This is a genomic window from Pseudomonas japonica (genome assembly GCF_013522925.1).
In the GTDB taxonomy this organism is placed as follows: domain Bacteria; phylum Pseudomonadota; class Gammaproteobacteria; order Pseudomonadales; family Pseudomonadaceae; genus Aquipseudomonas; species Aquipseudomonas japonica_A.
This window is the reverse complement of record NZ_JAAMQU010000003.1, coordinates 217909-232594: the sequence shown is the minus strand read 5'-3', so window position 1 is coordinate 232594 and position 14686 is coordinate 217909. Positions and strand designations below refer to the sequence as shown.

General features: G+C 63.8%; 11 protein-coding genes. 2 read left to right on the top strand and 9 right to left on the bottom strand.

Annotated features, from left to right (window positions below):
- Positions 1-10: 10 nt before the first annotated feature.
- Both G7016_RS06215 and G7016_RS06210 read right to left on the bottom strand, forming a co-directional pair.
- The gene (locus tag G7016_RS06215; protein WP_181111970.1) at positions 11-2281 is read right to left on the bottom strand and encodes an ATP-dependent DNA helicase; all 2271 of its coding nucleotides are present in this window, start codon (positions 2279-2281) and stop codon (positions 11-13) included.
- Entirely contained in the window at positions 2278-3930 is a 1653-nt protein-coding gene (locus G7016_RS06210; protein ID WP_181111969.1) for a VRR-NUC domain-containing protein, read from the bottom strand. Before G7016_RS06210 ends, G7016_RS06215 begins: the two co-directional genes overlap by 4 nt.
- Before the next feature lie 162 nt (positions 3931-4092).
- Here G7016_RS06210 and G7016_RS06205 point away from each other — a divergent pair, with 162 nt between their 5' ends.
- Positions 4093-4755 (top strand): HAD family hydrolase, encoded by a 663-nt coding sequence (locus tag G7016_RS06205; RefSeq protein WP_181111968.1) that lies wholly within the window; start codon positions 4093-4095, stop codon positions 4753-4755.
- A 24-nt stretch (positions 4756-4779) separates the two neighbouring features.
- On the opposite strand, the gene eutC is transcribed toward G7016_RS06205, so the two are convergent.
- The 3 genes from eutC to eat are packed head-to-tail and all read right to left on the bottom strand — an operon-like array spanning position 4780 to position 8399.
- Positions 4780-5616, bottom strand: a complete 837-nt coding sequence (gene eutC, locus G7016_RS06200) for an ethanolamine ammonia-lyase subunit EutC (RefSeq protein WP_181111967.1) — start codon at positions 5614-5616, stop codon at positions 4780-4782.
- Between the two features lie 23 nt (positions 5617-5639).
- Positions 5640-7034 carry an ethanolamine ammonia-lyase subunit EutB gene (locus tag G7016_RS06195; RefSeq protein WP_181111966.1) on the bottom strand — a complete coding sequence of 465 codons (1395 nt, stop codon included), beginning with the start codon at positions 7032-7034 and terminating at the stop codon, positions 5640-5642.
- A 3-nt stretch (positions 7035-7037) separates the two neighbouring features.
- On the bottom strand, positions 7038-8399 hold the full coding sequence (gene eat, locus G7016_RS06190) for an ethanolamine permease (protein ID WP_181111965.1): 1362 nt from the start codon (positions 8397-8399) through the stop codon (positions 7038-7040).
- A gap of 242 nt (positions 8400-8641) precedes the next feature.
- Here eat and qhpR point away from each other — a divergent pair, with 242 nt between their 5' ends.
- Entirely contained in the window at positions 8642-9691 is a 1050-nt protein-coding gene (gene qhpR, locus G7016_RS06185; protein ID WP_308812138.1) for an AraC-like transcriptional regulator QhpR, read from the top strand.
- Here qhpR and G7016_RS06180 read toward each other — a convergent pair whose 3' ends face one another.
- The 4 genes from G7016_RS06180 to G7016_RS06165 all read right to left on the bottom strand — a co-directional run bounded on the left by G7016_RS06180 (position 9692) and on the right by G7016_RS06165 (position 14385).
- The gene (locus tag G7016_RS06180; protein WP_181111964.1) at positions 9692-10165 is read right to left on the bottom strand and encodes a GFA family protein; all 474 of its coding nucleotides are present in this window, start codon (positions 10163-10165) and stop codon (positions 9692-9694) included.
- A 27-nt stretch (positions 10166-10192) separates the two neighbouring features.
- On the bottom strand, positions 10193-11344 hold the full coding sequence (locus G7016_RS06175; protein WP_181111963.1) for an MFS transporter: 1152 nt from the start codon (positions 11342-11344) through the stop codon (positions 10193-10195).
- A 114-nt stretch (positions 11345-11458) separates the two neighbouring features.
- Positions 11459-13012 carry a galactarate dehydratase gene (gene garD, locus G7016_RS06170; protein WP_181111962.1) on the bottom strand — a complete coding sequence of 518 codons (1554 nt, stop codon included), beginning with the start codon at positions 13010-13012 and terminating at the stop codon, positions 11459-11461.
- A 23-nt stretch (positions 13013-13035) separates the two neighbouring features.
- Positions 13036-14385, bottom strand: a complete 1350-nt coding sequence (locus G7016_RS06165) for an MFS transporter (RefSeq protein WP_181111961.1) — start codon at positions 14383-14385, stop codon at positions 13036-13038.
- Positions 14386-14686: the final 301 nt, after the last annotated feature.

The following is a 14686-nucleotide window of genomic DNA, read 5'->3' as shown; positions in this document are numbered from 1 at the left end:
CCCCGCGCGGCTAGCCTTGGATCGGCTGGGCCGCTGGCCACCAACCCGGTAACAAGCGCTGCACCCTGGCCTGCGCGTAACGGTCGTCGATAAGCACGATCGTGCCCTTGTCGGCTTCGCTGCGTATTACCCTGCCCGCAGCCTGCACTACCTTGTGCAGCCCCGGATAGAGGTAAACGTAATCGTGCCCGCTACCGAACCGCGCTTGCATGCGCCGCTTGAAGCTTTCATTCACCGGGTTCACCTGCGCGAGCCCGAGCGTGGCCACGAAAGCGCCGATCAGGCGTGCGCCGGGCAGGTCGATACCCTCGCCGAATGCCCCGCCGAGTACTGCAAACCCCACCCCACGGCCGCTGGCCTCGAAGCCTTCGATAAACGCCTGGCGATCCTGTTCGTCCATGCCCCGGTGCTGACAGCGCAGCGGTACTGAAGGATAGTCCTGGCCCAGCCGTTCAACCACTTGATTGAGGTAATCAAAGCTGCTGAAGAAGGCCAGGTAGTTGCCTGGCCGGGCGTGGTATTGCTCGGCGATGATCTTCGCAACGTTGGCCAGTGACTGCTGACGGTCGGCGTACCGCGTGGAGACATCGGCCGCCAACCGCACCTGTAGCTGGCCGGCATTAAAGGGTGACGCGACCTCCAGCCACGCCCACCCGCTGGGCAGGCCCAGGAGGTCGGCGAAATAGTGCGCGGGGTTGAGGGTGGCCGAGAACAACACACAGCTACGCGCGCTGGTGAAACGGGGGGCCAACAAGGGCGCGGGCACTACATTGCGCAGGTTGAGCCTGGCGCGCAGCTGCTTCTTGACCGGGTAAACCTCCAGATCACACACATAAGCGTCACTGAACAGTTCGGCGATGCGAGAGAACTGCAGCGCCTGGAAATAGAAGTCCAACCAGGCGGGCGGCACTGCGGTGGGCTCCAGGTTCAGCCGTTCGCCGATCAGGCTCATGCAGCGCTGCAGCGCCAGCAACCACTGCCCGGGCACACCTGGCAAGCTGTGGTACCCCTCGCCCTGCCCCTTGGCGAGCGCGGCCCAGTGCTGGCTCAAGGTACGCAGGGCGCCACTGGTACCTGCGAGGGGCGTTTCCTTCAACGTGGCCAGCACTCGCTGGTCCAGGCTGGCGCTATACATGCTTCGCGCGCGGTCCACCAGGTTATGCGCCTCGTCCACCAGCACCGCGTACTTCCATTCCTGAGCCTGAGCCAGCGCATACAGCCAGCCGCTGAGATCGAAATAGTAGTTGTAGTCGCCGATGATCACGTCCGCCCAGCGGGCCATTTCCTGGCTCAGATAATACGGGCATACCTGATGGGCCAGCGCCAGCTCTCGCAGGGCTTCGCGGTCGAGCAGGCCGCGCTCGGCAGCAGCGATGCGGGCGCCAGGCAAACGGTCGTAAAAACCCTTGGCCAGCGGGCAGGCATCGCCATGGCAAGCGGTGCCGGGGTACTCGCAGGCTTTTTCCCGGGCGATCAGTTCCAGCACGCGAACCGGCTGGGCGGCGCCACGGGCCGGATACAACTGGCGAAGGGCATCGAGGGCCAGCTTGCGCCCCGGGGTTTTGGCGGTAAGGAAGAAAATCCGCTGCAGCCCCTGCCGCGGCATTGCCTTGAGCAGAGGAAACAAGGTGCCCAGGGTTTTGCCGATACCCGTTGGTGCCTGGGCGAGCACACAGCGGCCAGTGCTGGCAGCCTTGTAAACGGTTTCCGCCAGATGACGCTGGCCGGGGCGCATCACCGCATAGGGGAATGTGAGGTGTTCCAGCGCAGCGTCACGGGCGGCGCCGTGCGCTTCTTCACTCGCGGCCCAGGCCAGGTAGGCGTCGCACTGCTGCTGGAAAAACGCCTGTAGCGCTTCGGCGGTCAATTCCACTTCAAAGCGCGTTTCGCGCTCCAGGTCCACATGCCAGTACACCAGGGCCACCTTCAGCGAAGCCAGGCCTTCGCTGGCGCACATCAACGCGGCGTACACCTTGGCCTGAGCCCAGTGCAGCGCCCGGTGGTTGGCGGGCTGGCGGGTCAAATCGCCCCGGTGGGTCTTGATCTCTTCCAGGCACTGGCGCACAGGGTCGAACCCGTCGGCCCGGCCGCGCACTCGCAGGCCCAGGTGGCTACCGGCCAGTGGCACCTCGCTGCGGTACCCAGGGCCGCGCCGCTCACCGACCCGTTGATGCCCGACGATGCCTTCGAGTGCGCTGGGGGATGGGGTGAAGCGTAAGTCCAGGTCGCCCTCGCGGGCAGTGAACTCGCACAGGGCGCGCACGGCAACGGCCTGGTTCATGCCGGCTCAGGGCTTTCGGCATGGGCTTGCCAGCGCACATGGCACACGCTTACAGGCAGGCCATGGGTTTGGCAGAAGGCTATCCAGCGCAGCTGATTATCTTGCAAGCGGTCACCCGGGCCTTTGACTTCAACCATCCGGTAGCTGCCACTGGCCGGATAAAACTGGATGAGGTCTGGCATGCCCGTGCGATTGGCTTTCAGGTCTTGCAACAGGCGCTCGAAGCAGGCACGCAAATGAGTGGGCGCAATACATGCCAGGGCCATTTCCAGCAATGCTTCATCCATGGCGCCCCAGTGGACAAACGGGTTCGCCAAACCGTACTTGGCCCTGAAACGCTCAAGCACTGTAACCCGGTATTCTCCGCTATCCAGCTCTGCCAGGCAGCGCTCGAACAAAGCTGCACGGCGCTGGGCAAAGTCGGGCTGGTGCAGGTCCAGCGGGCCAACCTGGAATGGGTGAAAGAAGGCCCCAGGCACCGGCGCGAACAACGCTGGCCAGCACAGCAGGCCAAACAACCCGTTGAACAGCGTGTTTTCCACGTAGGCCACCGGCGCGTCTGCGGCCCCCAGTGCTTCACACACTGCCCGCTCCACGCTGGCGTGCCGAGGAAGGCACAGGTCCAACCGCTCGATAGTGGCAGCGCTGCGACGCACTTTCACCGCTTCACCCAGCGCACGACGCACTCGCGGCAGCAGCCGCTCCAGGCCTTGTACTTCGGCGGGGCTTTCCGGCGCCTGGCTGGCAAGGTTCGCCAGGGCCAATGCCTCGGTAAATTGCCCGGTGCGCTCCAGTACGCGCATCCTGCGTAGCCGGGCGCCTGGCCAGGCGCACTGCGCGTACAGGCTCGCCGCGAGGTCCCATTCGGCGGCACGCTCGCAGCGCTGGCCCAGGCGGAACAGTAGCTTCTGCCGGCGGCTCGCCAGCCAGGGGTTGTCCGAGCCGAGGGCTTGCATGGCCTGCAGCAACACTTGGGTATCCATGCCCTCCTCCAGGGCCTGGGCGCACTCTGCCAGGCCTAGCGCGATCTGCAGATCGTCCCGGTGACGGATGGCCCGGGAGCTCAAAGGGAAGTCCACCTGTTCGAAGCGCTGGATACCCAGCTCCACCAGTACGAACTGGGACCAATCCTGGCGCAAGTTGCCGAAGAACAACATGCGCAATCGCTCGCACAGTGGCCGGATGGCCAATGCCCACACTTCTTCCTCGCAGGCTGGCCACCACTCACGCAATGGCGCCTTTCGGTCGTGAAGCGGGGCCAGAACGTCGAACCACTCATCCTTGCGCCCAGCCGAAGGCAGTGGATGCGTGGCAAAGCACTGGCGCAACTCCGGTTTGCCGAACAACGCAAACAGGTCCGCAAGCTCCAGGGGCACCTCTGCCACCAGCCAACCCAGGGCCAGCAACGGCTGTGCCGCCGCTGCCGGATCGCCGATTTCGCTATACACCAGCTTGCCTTGGCGAAACCGCTCGCCCTTGCGCATGATCAGCCGCACCAGCAGGCACCGCGCGGCCTGGGGCAACCCTTGAAACGTATCTACAAAGTGCTGTTCTTCGCTATCGAACACGTCTGCGTACCGCAGGCGTAGCCAGGCAAGTGCCTGCTCGAAGTTGTGAAGGTAATACAGGGGATTGTCGAGGGGAGTCACGCCACAGTGTCCAGGTCGCCGTGACGCTGGTTATACATACAGTCGCGTTTGGCTTCAACCGCCACCCGCCGACCGGTGACGAAGGGCGGCAAGCGCCTGGCCAGTTTGAGCCTGCCGGCCAGAGCCTGCTACCCTCGCGCTTTTCTCGCCCTGGATGCGCTCATGCTCACTGCCCTGCTGTTCGATCTCGATGGAACCCTGACCGACACAGACAAGCTTCACCTGGTAGCCATTCAACAGCTGCTTTGGGAAGAAGATGCCCGCCCTTTCACGGAAGATGAGTTCGAAGTGCTGTGCAGCGGCCGTGCGAACCCGGAGCTGTGCGCCCTGTTATTCCCGGAGCGCAGCATCGAAGCCCATCGCGCGTTTGCGGATCGAAAGGAAGCCCGATTCCGAGCGTTGTCCCAAACCCTGGAACCCATCGCCGGCCTGGAAGATTTACTGGCGTGGGCCCAGGAACACGCAGTGGGACGCGTCGTGGTGACCAACGCGCCACGGGCCAACGCCGACCATATGCTGGCCGCGCTCGGCTTGCAGGAGGCGTTCGCCAGCGTGGTGGTCGCCGAAGAGTTGCCTCGCGCCAAACCTGATCCGCTGCCCTACCTCACTGGGCTGGAGCGCCTTGGCGCCAGCAGCGAGCAAGCCCTGGCCTTTGAAGATTCGATCCCGGGCCTGACCGCCGCCAAGGCCGCTGGCCTGTTCACGGTGGGCCTGGCCACCAGCCAAAGCGAAGCCGCCCTGCTCGCTGCCGGCGCGGACCTGGTAATCGACGACTTCACCGATGCAAGGCTGTGGCAAGTGATCAAGGCGCGGTATCGGGGCTGAAACCCGCCGCCTCCCACAAGGCTCCTATGGCCCGTCTGGCCGTGTCGGCGCCAGCAAAAAATTACCCGGGCCCGGGTCCGTGTGGTTGCCGACTACCGGCACCTCGGCCTCGTCCTTTAGGCTCACGCCGGAGAGCTGGCGCTTGCAGGCTTCGCGCATCAAATAGGCCAGTTTGTGTGCGGCGGTCGCATAGCTCAGCCCTTGCGGCCGTACATTGGAGATGCAGTTGCGCGCCGCATCGGTAAGCCCTACCCGCGGGGCAAAGGTAAAGTACACCCCCAGGCTGTCAGGCGAGCTCAGGCCAGGGCGCTCGCCGATCAGGTTGACCACCATTCGCGCGCCCAGCCGTTGCGCCACTTCATCGGCGACCGCTACACGGCCTTGCTCGACCACCACGAGCGGTGCCAGGCGCCAGCCCTCCTCCTTTGCCAGCGCAACGATGCGGCCCACCATTGGCACGGCATGTCGCTGCACGGCCAGCGAGGACAGGCCATCGGCAATTACCACGGCCAGATCGAAACCCTGCCCGCTCGTGGCCGCCAGGGTATCCAGGCTGGCCGCACTGCACGCATCGAGCTGTCGGCCAAGGTCGGGGCGCTGCAAGTAGACGAGCCGGTCACTGGCCGCACTGTGGGCCGTGAGCACCTGCAGCCCTTCTGCCGCCAGATCGGCTGTCAGCGCGGCCACGTCCAGCGGTACATGCACGGCATCCCGGGCCTGCGCGTGGGCGAACTGGAAATCGAGCTGCGCCGACGTGGGCAGGCTGGTGCCGGCCCGCCCCAGGGCAATCCTGGCCGGGGTCAGCGAGCGCAGGGCCTGCCACGGATCGGCCTGGGCGGGGGTACGGGGTTCGTCACTCATACCACTTCCTTATCCAACAGCGCTTATCGAATGTGGGCCAGCGCACCGGCGAACGCCACGGGCAGATCGGCGCCCAGGCGCACGTGCCCGCCCTGCTGCTGAAGAATACCCGTGCGGGCCAGCCAGGCCTCGAACTCCGGCGCGGGGCGCAGCCCCAGCACCTGGCGCACATACAGCGCGTCATGGAACGAGGTGGTCTGGTAGTTGAGCATCACGTCGTCCGAGCCGGGGATGCCCATGATGAAGTTCACGCCGGCGGTGCCCAGCAGGGTCAGCAAGGTGTCCATGTCGTCCTGGTCGGCTTCGGCATGGTTGGTGTAGCAGATGTCACAGCCCATGGGTACGCCCAGCAACTTGCCGCAGAAATGGTCTTCAAGGCCTGCGCGGATGATTTGCTTGCCACTGTAGAGGTATTCGGGGCCGATGAACCCTACGACGGTGTTCACCAGAAACGGGTCGAACCGCCGCGCCACCGCGTAGGCCCGGGCCTCGCAGGTCTGCTGGTCCACGCCGTGGTGCGCGTTGGCCGACAGCGCGCTGCCCTGCCCGGTTTCGAAATACATGAGGTTCTGCCCCAAAGTGCCGCGCTTCAGGCTCAGCCCGGCTTCGTACCCCTCCTGAAGCACATTCAGGCTAACGCCGAAGCTGGCATTGGCGGCCTCGGTGCCGGCGATGGACTGGAACACCAGGTCCAACGGCGCGCCGCGTTCGATGGCGGCGATCGACGATGTGACATGAGTGAGCACACAGGCCTGGGTGGGGATCTCGTATCTTTGAATGACACCGTCGAGCATCTTCAGCAGCTCGATGATCGCTGGCAGGCTATCGCTGGCCGGGTTGATCCCGAACATCGCATCGCCGTTGCCGTACAGCAGCCCGTCGAGCAGGCTGGCGGCAATACCGGCGGGGTCGTCCGTGGGGTGGTTGGGCTGCAGCCGGGTAGACATACGGCCGGGCAACCCCAGGGTGCCGCGGAAGGCCGTCACCACGCGCAGCTTGCGCGCTACGAGAATAAGGTCCTGCACCCGCATCAGCTTGGACACCGCCGCCGCCATCTCTGGCGTAAGCCCAGGTGCCAGCGCGGACAGCAACGGGCCGCTGGCCGCCTCGCTCAGCAGCCAGTCCCGGAAGCCACCTACCGTCAGGTGGCGAACCGGCGCGAAGGCCTCGGCATTGTGGCCGTCGATGATCAAACGGGTGACCTCGTCGGTTTCGTACGGGATCACCGCCTCTTCGAGAAAGCGCGTCAGTGGCACCTCCGCCAATGCCATCTGCGCCGCAGCGCGCTCCGCATCGCTGGCCGCCGCGATGCCAGCCAGGGCATCGCCGGAGCGTGCAGGGCTTGCCTTAGCCAGCAACGTGCGCAGGTCTTCGAAGTGCCAGCTCAGGCTGCCGATGGTCTGGCTGTACTGCCCCATGTGTCAGCCCTCGGTGACCGCGACGGTCAGGTTGGGGGTGCGATTTCGCACCAGCTTGCAGAAGATCGCCCCCAGCACCATCAGCGCGAGGAACACCAGGCCCACCTGGAAGTTGAACCAGATCATCGCGATCAGGCACACCACCGCCAGCACCAACGCGATACCGGGCACCACGGGGTAGCCTGGCGCGCGGAAGCTGCGTTCAAGGCCTGGCTCGCTGCGACGCAGCTTGAACAGGCTGAGCATGCTCACGATGTACATCACGATAGCCCCGAATACCGACATGGTGATCATGGCTGCGGTAAGGCTCATGCCCTGCAAGTTGATCAAGCCATCGCTGAAGATCGCCGCGATCCCTACCACGCCGCCTGCAAGGATAGCGCGATGCGGCGTCTGGAAGCGGGACAGCCGCGCCAGCGACGGTGGCAGAAAGCCGGCCCTTGCCAGTGCAAAGAATTGCCGGGAGTAGCCCAGGATGATCCCGTGGAAGCTGGCGACCAGGCCGAACAGGCCGATCCACACCAGCATGTGCATCCAGTTGCTGTCGTTGCCCACCACCGCTTTCATGGCTTGGGGTAGCGGGTCATTGATGTTGCTCAGTGCACGCCAGTCGCCTACGCCGCCAGCAAACACCATCACGCCAATCGCCAGCACCACCAGGGTCAGGATGCCGGCGATATAGGCTTTGGGAATCGTGCGCTTGGGGTCCTTGGCTTCTTCGGCTGCCATGGCCGCGCCTTCGATGGCGAGGAAGAACCAGATGGCGAAGGGAATGGCGGCGAAAATGCCCGCAAGCGCGCCAGTGCTGAAGGTATTTTCGCCCGCCCAGCCGCCCAGGGCAAAGTTGGCGAAACTGAAGCCCGGCGCCACCACGCCCATGAATACGAGCAGTTCGGCGACGGCCAGCACGGTCACCACCAGTTCAAACGTGGCCGCGATGCTTACCCCCAGAATATTGAGGGTCATGAACACCACGTAGGCGCCAACGGCCGCCCACTTGGGTTCCAGCCCAGGAAACTGAACGTTGAGGTAGGCCCCAATGGCCATGGCAATGGCCGGAGGCGCGAACACGAACTCGATCAGTGTGGCCAGCCCCGCAATGGTACCGCCCGTAACACCAAACGCCCGCAGGCTGTAGGCAAACGGCCCACCCGCGTTGGGAATCGCAGTGGTGAGTTCAGTAAAACTGAAGATGAAGCAGGTATACATCACCGCCACCAACAGGGTGGTCACCAGAAAGCCCAGTGTTCCCGCGGTACCCCAGCCGTAGCTCCAGCCGAAGTATTCGCCGGAGATCACCAGCCCCACGGCAATGCCCCACAGGTGCAAGGTGCCCAGGGTGGGTTTGAGTGTGTTCGCGCTCATCAGTCACCTTCCAGTGTTGGCCGCAAATGGCTTTTCCCGAGCTTAGCCACCTGCTGCCGGCAAAACTTGACCGCAGAGGTCGAACGCGAAGCGCCTGCGGTCAAATTCACCCTGACGCCCCGCCATTGGGCGACTTGACGGGCTGCTGCACCAGGCTGGCGCCGATACAGGTACGTAACGGCGGCTCTGGCGGGAATGGCTTTTGCTTGCTCAAGCGATATAGCCCTCGCAGGTAACTGACCGTGACGCGTACTCACGCCTATCCAGCCCCCTCATCCTCCGGCCCACGGCACCACCACGGCGTGCTGTCGGCGGCAGCCAGTGGCCTTGATGCGTTCATTACCGACCACGGCGGCGACCTGGACCGGGTGTTCGGCCACGCCGGCATCAACCCCGAGCAACTCGCACACCCCACCCTCAGCCTTGCCTTGCCCAACTACTGCCAGGTTCTGGAAGAAGCCGCGCGGCAAACCGGATGTGAACACTTTGGCTTGCGCTACGGTGAACAGTTCAAGCCTCAGGCGTTGGGCCTGCTGGGCTACGTCGGGCTGTGCTCACCCACACTGGAAGCCGCCCTGGTGAACTTCGCCGAAGCGTTCCCGTTTCACCAGCACAACACGCTGATTCAGCTGGTGGATGCCGGTGAGTGCTATCGCTTCGACTACCAGATCCGCCACGCCTCTATTCGCGAAAGGCGCCACGATGCCGAGTTGACCATGGGCATGGCCATGAACCTGGTGCGTCACGTGCTGGGCGATCAGTGGCACCCACGCGAGGTGCTGTTCGAACACAGCCGGCTTGATAGTGGCGACCAGCATCGGCAGGTATTCGGCGCGCAGGTGCGCTTCGATCAACCTTGCAACGGGCTATTGATTCCCAAAGCCGACATCGCCGGGCGAGTGATGCCCGGCAGCGATCCCATCCTCTTGATGTTGGTGAAAGACGCGATCCGCCAGCTCAGCGGCGATCCTACGGAAGGTGATCTGCCCCTGCGCGTGGAAGCCGTGATCACTGACCAGCTTGGAAGCGGCGAGCCCAGCCTTGAGGCGGTGGCAATGGCAGTGGATCTCGGCCCCACGGCCTTGCAGCGCCGCCTGCGCGAACACGGCTGTTGCTTTACGCAGATGGTGGAACAGGTTCGCCAGCGGTTGGCGCAACGTTACCTGCGCGAAGGCATTACCTCGGTCACACAGCTTGCGGGGCTTCTCGGGTACTCGGAAACCAGCGCATTCTCCCGCGCCTTCCGCCGTTGGCATGGCGTAAGCCCGCGGCAATGGCGCAGCCTGGGCTGATCACTGCTCGAGTTTGAGGCGCTGGTGCCAGTCCGCGATGGATTCCTCCGGGTATTCCTCAAAACGCTTGTCTTCGGGCCCCCCTTGCACTTCTACCCAACTGGCCTTCGAGTTCAGCAGCAAATGCGTATGCTCTGGCGGCACCGGCAAATCGGTGTCGATGGCGCTGGCAAACGGGTGGATCAGCTCAGGCCACTCTGGGCTGAACAACCACAAGCCGGACCCGCAGTGTTTGCAGAAGTGCCGCTCTGCCGTACTCCGCGAGCCATCGGGCATGCGGGCGTGATACACATTGATTGAATCCTCGCCGGTCACCTTCATGCTGCGGGCATCGCCGCCGAGGTTGATCGCATAGCCGCCCCCGCCCTGTGTCTTGCGGCAGATCGAGCAGTAGCAGCGCTGATAGGGATACGGGTGCGGGCTGTCGAGGCTGAAATGTACGGCGCCGCAGTGACAGGAACCTTCCAGGTGCATGGGTCATCCTCCGCAGGGTGTGATGGATTACGCCTTGAGGTAGCGCGCGCTGGCGCTCACGAACAGCAACAACAGGATCAGGCTGGCCAGCGCCCAGGACAGGTTAGCCCAGTGAGCAATGAAACCGATGGCCGCCGGGCCCAACAAAATGCCGGCGTAGCCCAACGAGACCATCGCCGGAATGGCCGCACTTTGCGGCATACGGCGCTGGCGGCCCACAGCGGAAAACAACACCGGCACGATGTTCGAGCAGCCCGCCCCCACCAGTGCGAAGCCCACCAGGGCTGCGGGCCAGCCGGGCAACAGCAGGGCCACAGCCAGGCCCGCGGCCGCGCAAGCACCGCCCAGCAACACCACGCGCATACCCCCGAGCCGGTTCACCCAGGCATCGCCGGTGAGTCGGCCGATGGTCATGGTGGCGGCAAAGGCAGCATACCCAAGGCCCGCGAGGGACGGCTCCATTTGCCGCGAGGACACGAGAAACACCGCGCTCCAGTCCAATACAGCGCCTTCGGTGAGGAACACGATAAAGCACAGCACGCCGAGAAACAGCACAATCCCCCGAGGCACAGCGAACAGTGGACCATCACGCTCGGTACCCTCGGGCAGCAGCGAACCCGCCGCATACCACAGCCCCACCAGCACCACCGCGACCACAACCAGCGTGGCCGGGAAAGGCCCGAGGCCGGTGCTGAGCAAGGCCGTCATGCCCGCCGCGCCAGCGATCCCGCCTACGCTGTACATCCCGTGAAAGCCGGACATCACGGCTTCATCACTGGCCTTCTCCACGAGCACGGCCTGAATGTTCATGGCGCAATCGAGGGTACCCATAGTGGCACCAAACAGCGCCAGGGCAATGGCGAGCGTGGCGGCAGAGGGCGCGATGGCCAGCAGTGGCAACAGCGCGCACAGCAGCAGCGCCGCCAGCACGATGGTCCAGCGGCAACCGCGATGTGCAGTGAGGTAACCGGCGAAAGGCATGGCCAGAATCGACCCGCCTCCCAGGCCAAGCAATAGCAGCCCGAGGGTGCCGTCATCCAGCCCGGCGCGGGCCTTGGCCAGCGGCACCATGGGCGCCCAGGCGGCCATCACGAAACCCGCGATGAAGAATGCGACACGCGTTGAGATACGCTGCGGACGGCCCACCGAGGCGGTGGCAAAGGTAGAACTGGCGGTCATGGCGGTACGTGGATCCCGACGGCGAAACCCGTACCTTGCCGATGCGCCAAGGCAAAAGCAAGGCGACGGCCACTCACGGGGAAGGTTCCCGCGAGCGACCGTGATCGCGCCGTATCAGGTGATAGGCGCGGGGTTGAACAACACGATGTCGTTATGCAGCTTGTGCCGCTCGGCCCAGGTTTGCTTGCGCCCGCTGGCCACATCCAGGTAGTAGTGGAACAGCTCCCAGCCAAGCTCCTCGATGGTGGCGCGCCCAGTTGCGACACGGCCGGCGTCCACGTCGATCAGGTCCGGCCAGCGCTGGGCCAGCTCGGTGCGGGTGGACACTTTCACCACCGGTGCCATCGCCAGCCCGTAGGGGGTGCCGCGGCCAGTGGTGAAGACATGCAGGTTCATGCCCGCAGCCAGTTGCAAGGTGCCGCACACGAAGTCGCTGGCCGGCGTGGCACAGTAGATCAAACCTTTGCCGGTTACGCGCTCGCCTGGCCCTACCACGCCATTGATGGCAGAGCTGCCGGATTTGACGATTGAGCCCAGGGATTTTTCGACGATGTTCGACAGCCCGCCCTTCTTGTTGCCGGGCGTAGTGTTAGCGCTGCGGTCCGCCGCGCCGCGGTCGAGGTAGTTATCGTACCAATCCATTTCGCGGACCAAGGCCTGAGCCACGTCCTGGGTCTCGGCGCGCGAGGTCAGCATGTAGATCGCGTCCCGCACCTCGGTCACTTCCGAGAACATCACGGTGGCGCCCGCACGTATCAGCAGGTCAGAGGCGTAACCCAGCGCAGGGTTGGCGGTGATGCCCGAAAACGCATCGCTGCCACCACATTGCATGCCCAGGATCAACTCAGAGGCCGGTACGGTTTCGCGGCGGCGCAGGTCGAGCTTCTGCAAGCGGGTTTCGGCCAGCGCCATGATCTGCTCGATCATTTCGCCAAAGCCATGGCTGGCGTCCTGCAAGCGATACAGCCAGGGCTCGCTCAGGTCTACCGACGGGTCGTTCTCATGCATCACCTGCCCGGCCTGCAATTTCTCGCAGCCCAGGCTGATCACCAGCGCTTCGCCTCCCAGGTTCGGGTTACGCGCCAGGTTTCGCACCGTACGGATCGGAATGTAGGCGTCGCGGGCGTTGATCGCCACGCCGCAGCCATAGCTGTGGGTGAGCGCCACCACGTCGTCTACGTTGGGGTAGCGCGGCAGCAACTCTTCACGGATGCGCTTCACAGCGTGATCGAGCACACCGGTCACGCACTGCACGGTGGTGGTGATGCCAAGGATGTTTCGCGTGCCGACAGTACCGTCCGCGTTGCGATAGCCTTCGAAGGTATAACCATCCAGGGGCGGCAATGGCGCCGGCACGGCATCGGACATGGGCAGGCTGTCCAGTGGCGGCGCCGATGGCATGGCCAGCTGGGTTTCCTTCACCCAGCTGCCACGGCGCAGCGGCTCCAGCGCGTAGCCGATGATCTGCCCGTAGCGGCGTACTTCGCCGCCCTCGGGAATATCGACCAGCGCCACTTTATGGCTTTGCGGCACGCCTTCGACGGTCACCAGGCCGTCCGGGAATACACTGCCCTCGGCAACGCCCTGGTCATTGACCACGACTACCACGTTGTCGGCTTCGTGCAAGCGCACGTAGCGTGGGGAATCGGAATGTTCGATCAACTGCATGGGGTTGGCCCCTTGTAATGTCATCAGGCTTGTACGGGTTGTGATTCGAGCAATGGGCGGCCTTCAGCATCGCGCAACTGCACGCGGCGGATAGGCCCTACGATCATCAGGTAACTGAACACGGCCACCAACGCGTTGGCGCCGACATACACCAGTGCCCACTTGAACGAGCCGGTGGTGGAGATCAGGTAGCCGATCACGATGGGGGTAGTGATCGAGGCCACATTACCGAACATATTGAACAGGCCGCCGCTGATACCGGCGATCTGCCGGGGCGAGGTGTCGGACATCACCGCCCAACCCAGCGCACCCACGCCCTTGCCGAAGAAGGCCAGCGCCATGAAGCCGACCACCAGCGCATCGAGCTCTACGTAGTTGCACAGCACCATAGTGGTCGAGAGCAGCAAGCCGCATACGATTGGCAACTTGCGGGCGAAGGTCAGCGAGTGGCCTCGGCGCAGCAGCCAGTCCGAGATTACTCCGCCCAGCACTCCGCCGATAAAGCCGCAGATGGCCGGCAGCGAAGCCACGAACCCTGCCTTCAGGATAGTCATCCCCCGCTCCTGCACCAGGTACACCGGGAACCAGGTAAGGAAGAAATAGGTAATGCCGTTGATGCAGTACTGGCCCAGATAGATGCCGAGCATCATGCGGCTGGACAACAGTTGGCGCACATAGCCCCACTGCGGCCCGGCGCGCTTCTGGCCGGGCTGGTCCATGTCGACCAACCCGCCGTTGTCCGCGATGTGGCGATACTCCTCTTCACCGATCATCGGGTGCTGGCCGGGGTTGTGGAGGAATTTCATCCAGATGCCGGCGAATACCACGCCCAGGCCGCCCATCACGATAAACACATGTTCCCAGCCCCAGGCATGGACGATCCAGCCCATCAGCGGCGCGAACAATACGGTGGCGAAGTATTGCGCCGAGTTGAAGATGGCCGACGCCGTGCCGCGTTCCGCAGTGGGGAACCAGGCGGCGACGATCCGCGCATTACCCGGGAACGACGGTGCCTCGGCGAACCCCACCAGAAAGCGCAACGTAAACAAAGCCATGACCGCGGTAGCGACGGGCATGAAGCCTACGAAGCCCTGCAGGATAGTGAACACCGACCAGGTAAAGATGCTGGCGGCATACACCTTCTTGGAGCCGAAGCGGTCGAGCAGCCAGCCCCCCGGGATTTGCCCGGCCACATAGGCCCAACCGAAAGCGGAGAAGATAAAGCCGAGCGTGAGCGGGTCGATACCAAGGTCTTTCTGGATATTCGAACCGGCGATCGAGATGGTCGCCCGGTCGGCGTAGTTGATCGTGGTCACTACGAACAACAGGAACAGAATCAGATAACGCACATGCGTTTTCTTGCTGGCATGCATGCTGAGCACTCCCACTTCTTATCATTATGCGGGCTGCCACATCAGGTCGGCGGCAGATAGTGCTACGTTATCGTACAAGCTATGCCAGCACCAGCACCCGCTGGCGGATTTTTTTGCTACTACTTGCTTTCCATCCCGCTTTTTGGGGCGATGGCTTACTGCAGTTGTCCGACAGGGCCCTCGAGCACTCAGTGATGGCAAAATGGACTAACCGGTCACTTTGGAACGTGACAGTAGAAAACGTTTCCAGTTCCGGCTTTTGTCACTGGACAGCGACGACCGGCAAGGATATGTTTCCTTC

What these genes read in the sequence shown, in the direction of transcription:
- G7016_RS06215 (WP_181111970.1), bottom strand. Translation starts at nt 2,281, where the DNA reads ATGAACCAGGCCGTTGCCGTGCGCGCCCTGTGCGAGTTCACTGCCCGC.
- G7016_RS06205 (WP_181111968.1), top strand. Translation starts at nt 4,093, where the DNA reads ATGCTCACTGCCCTGCTGTTCGATCTCGATGGAACCCTGACCGACACA.
- eutC (WP_181111967.1), bottom strand. Translation starts at nt 5,616, where the DNA reads ATGAGTGACGAACCCCGTACCCCCGCCCAGGCCGATCCGTGGCAGGCC.
- G7016_RS06195 (WP_181111966.1), bottom strand. Translation starts at nt 7,034, where the DNA reads ATGGGGCAGTACAGCCAGACCATCGGCAGCCTGAGCTGGCACTTCGAA.
- eat (WP_181111965.1), bottom strand. Translation starts at nt 8,399, where the DNA reads ATGAGCGCGAACACACTCAAACCCACCCTGGGCACCTTGCACCTGTGG.
- G7016_RS06180 (WP_181111964.1), bottom strand. Translation starts at nt 10,165, where the DNA reads ATGCACCTGGAAGGTTCCTGTCACTGCGGCGCCGTACATTTCAGCCTC.
- G7016_RS06175 (WP_181111963.1), bottom strand. Translation starts at nt 11,344, where the DNA reads ATGACCGCCAGTTCTACCTTTGCCACCGCCTCGGTGGGCCGTCCGCAG.
- garD (WP_181111962.1), bottom strand. Translation starts at nt 13,012, where the DNA reads ATGCAGTTGATCGAACATTCCGATTCCCCACGCTACGTGCGCTTGCAC.
- G7016_RS06165 (WP_181111961.1), bottom strand. Translation starts at nt 14,385, where the DNA reads ATGCATGCCAGCAAGAAAACGCATGTGCGTTATCTGATTCTGTTCCTG.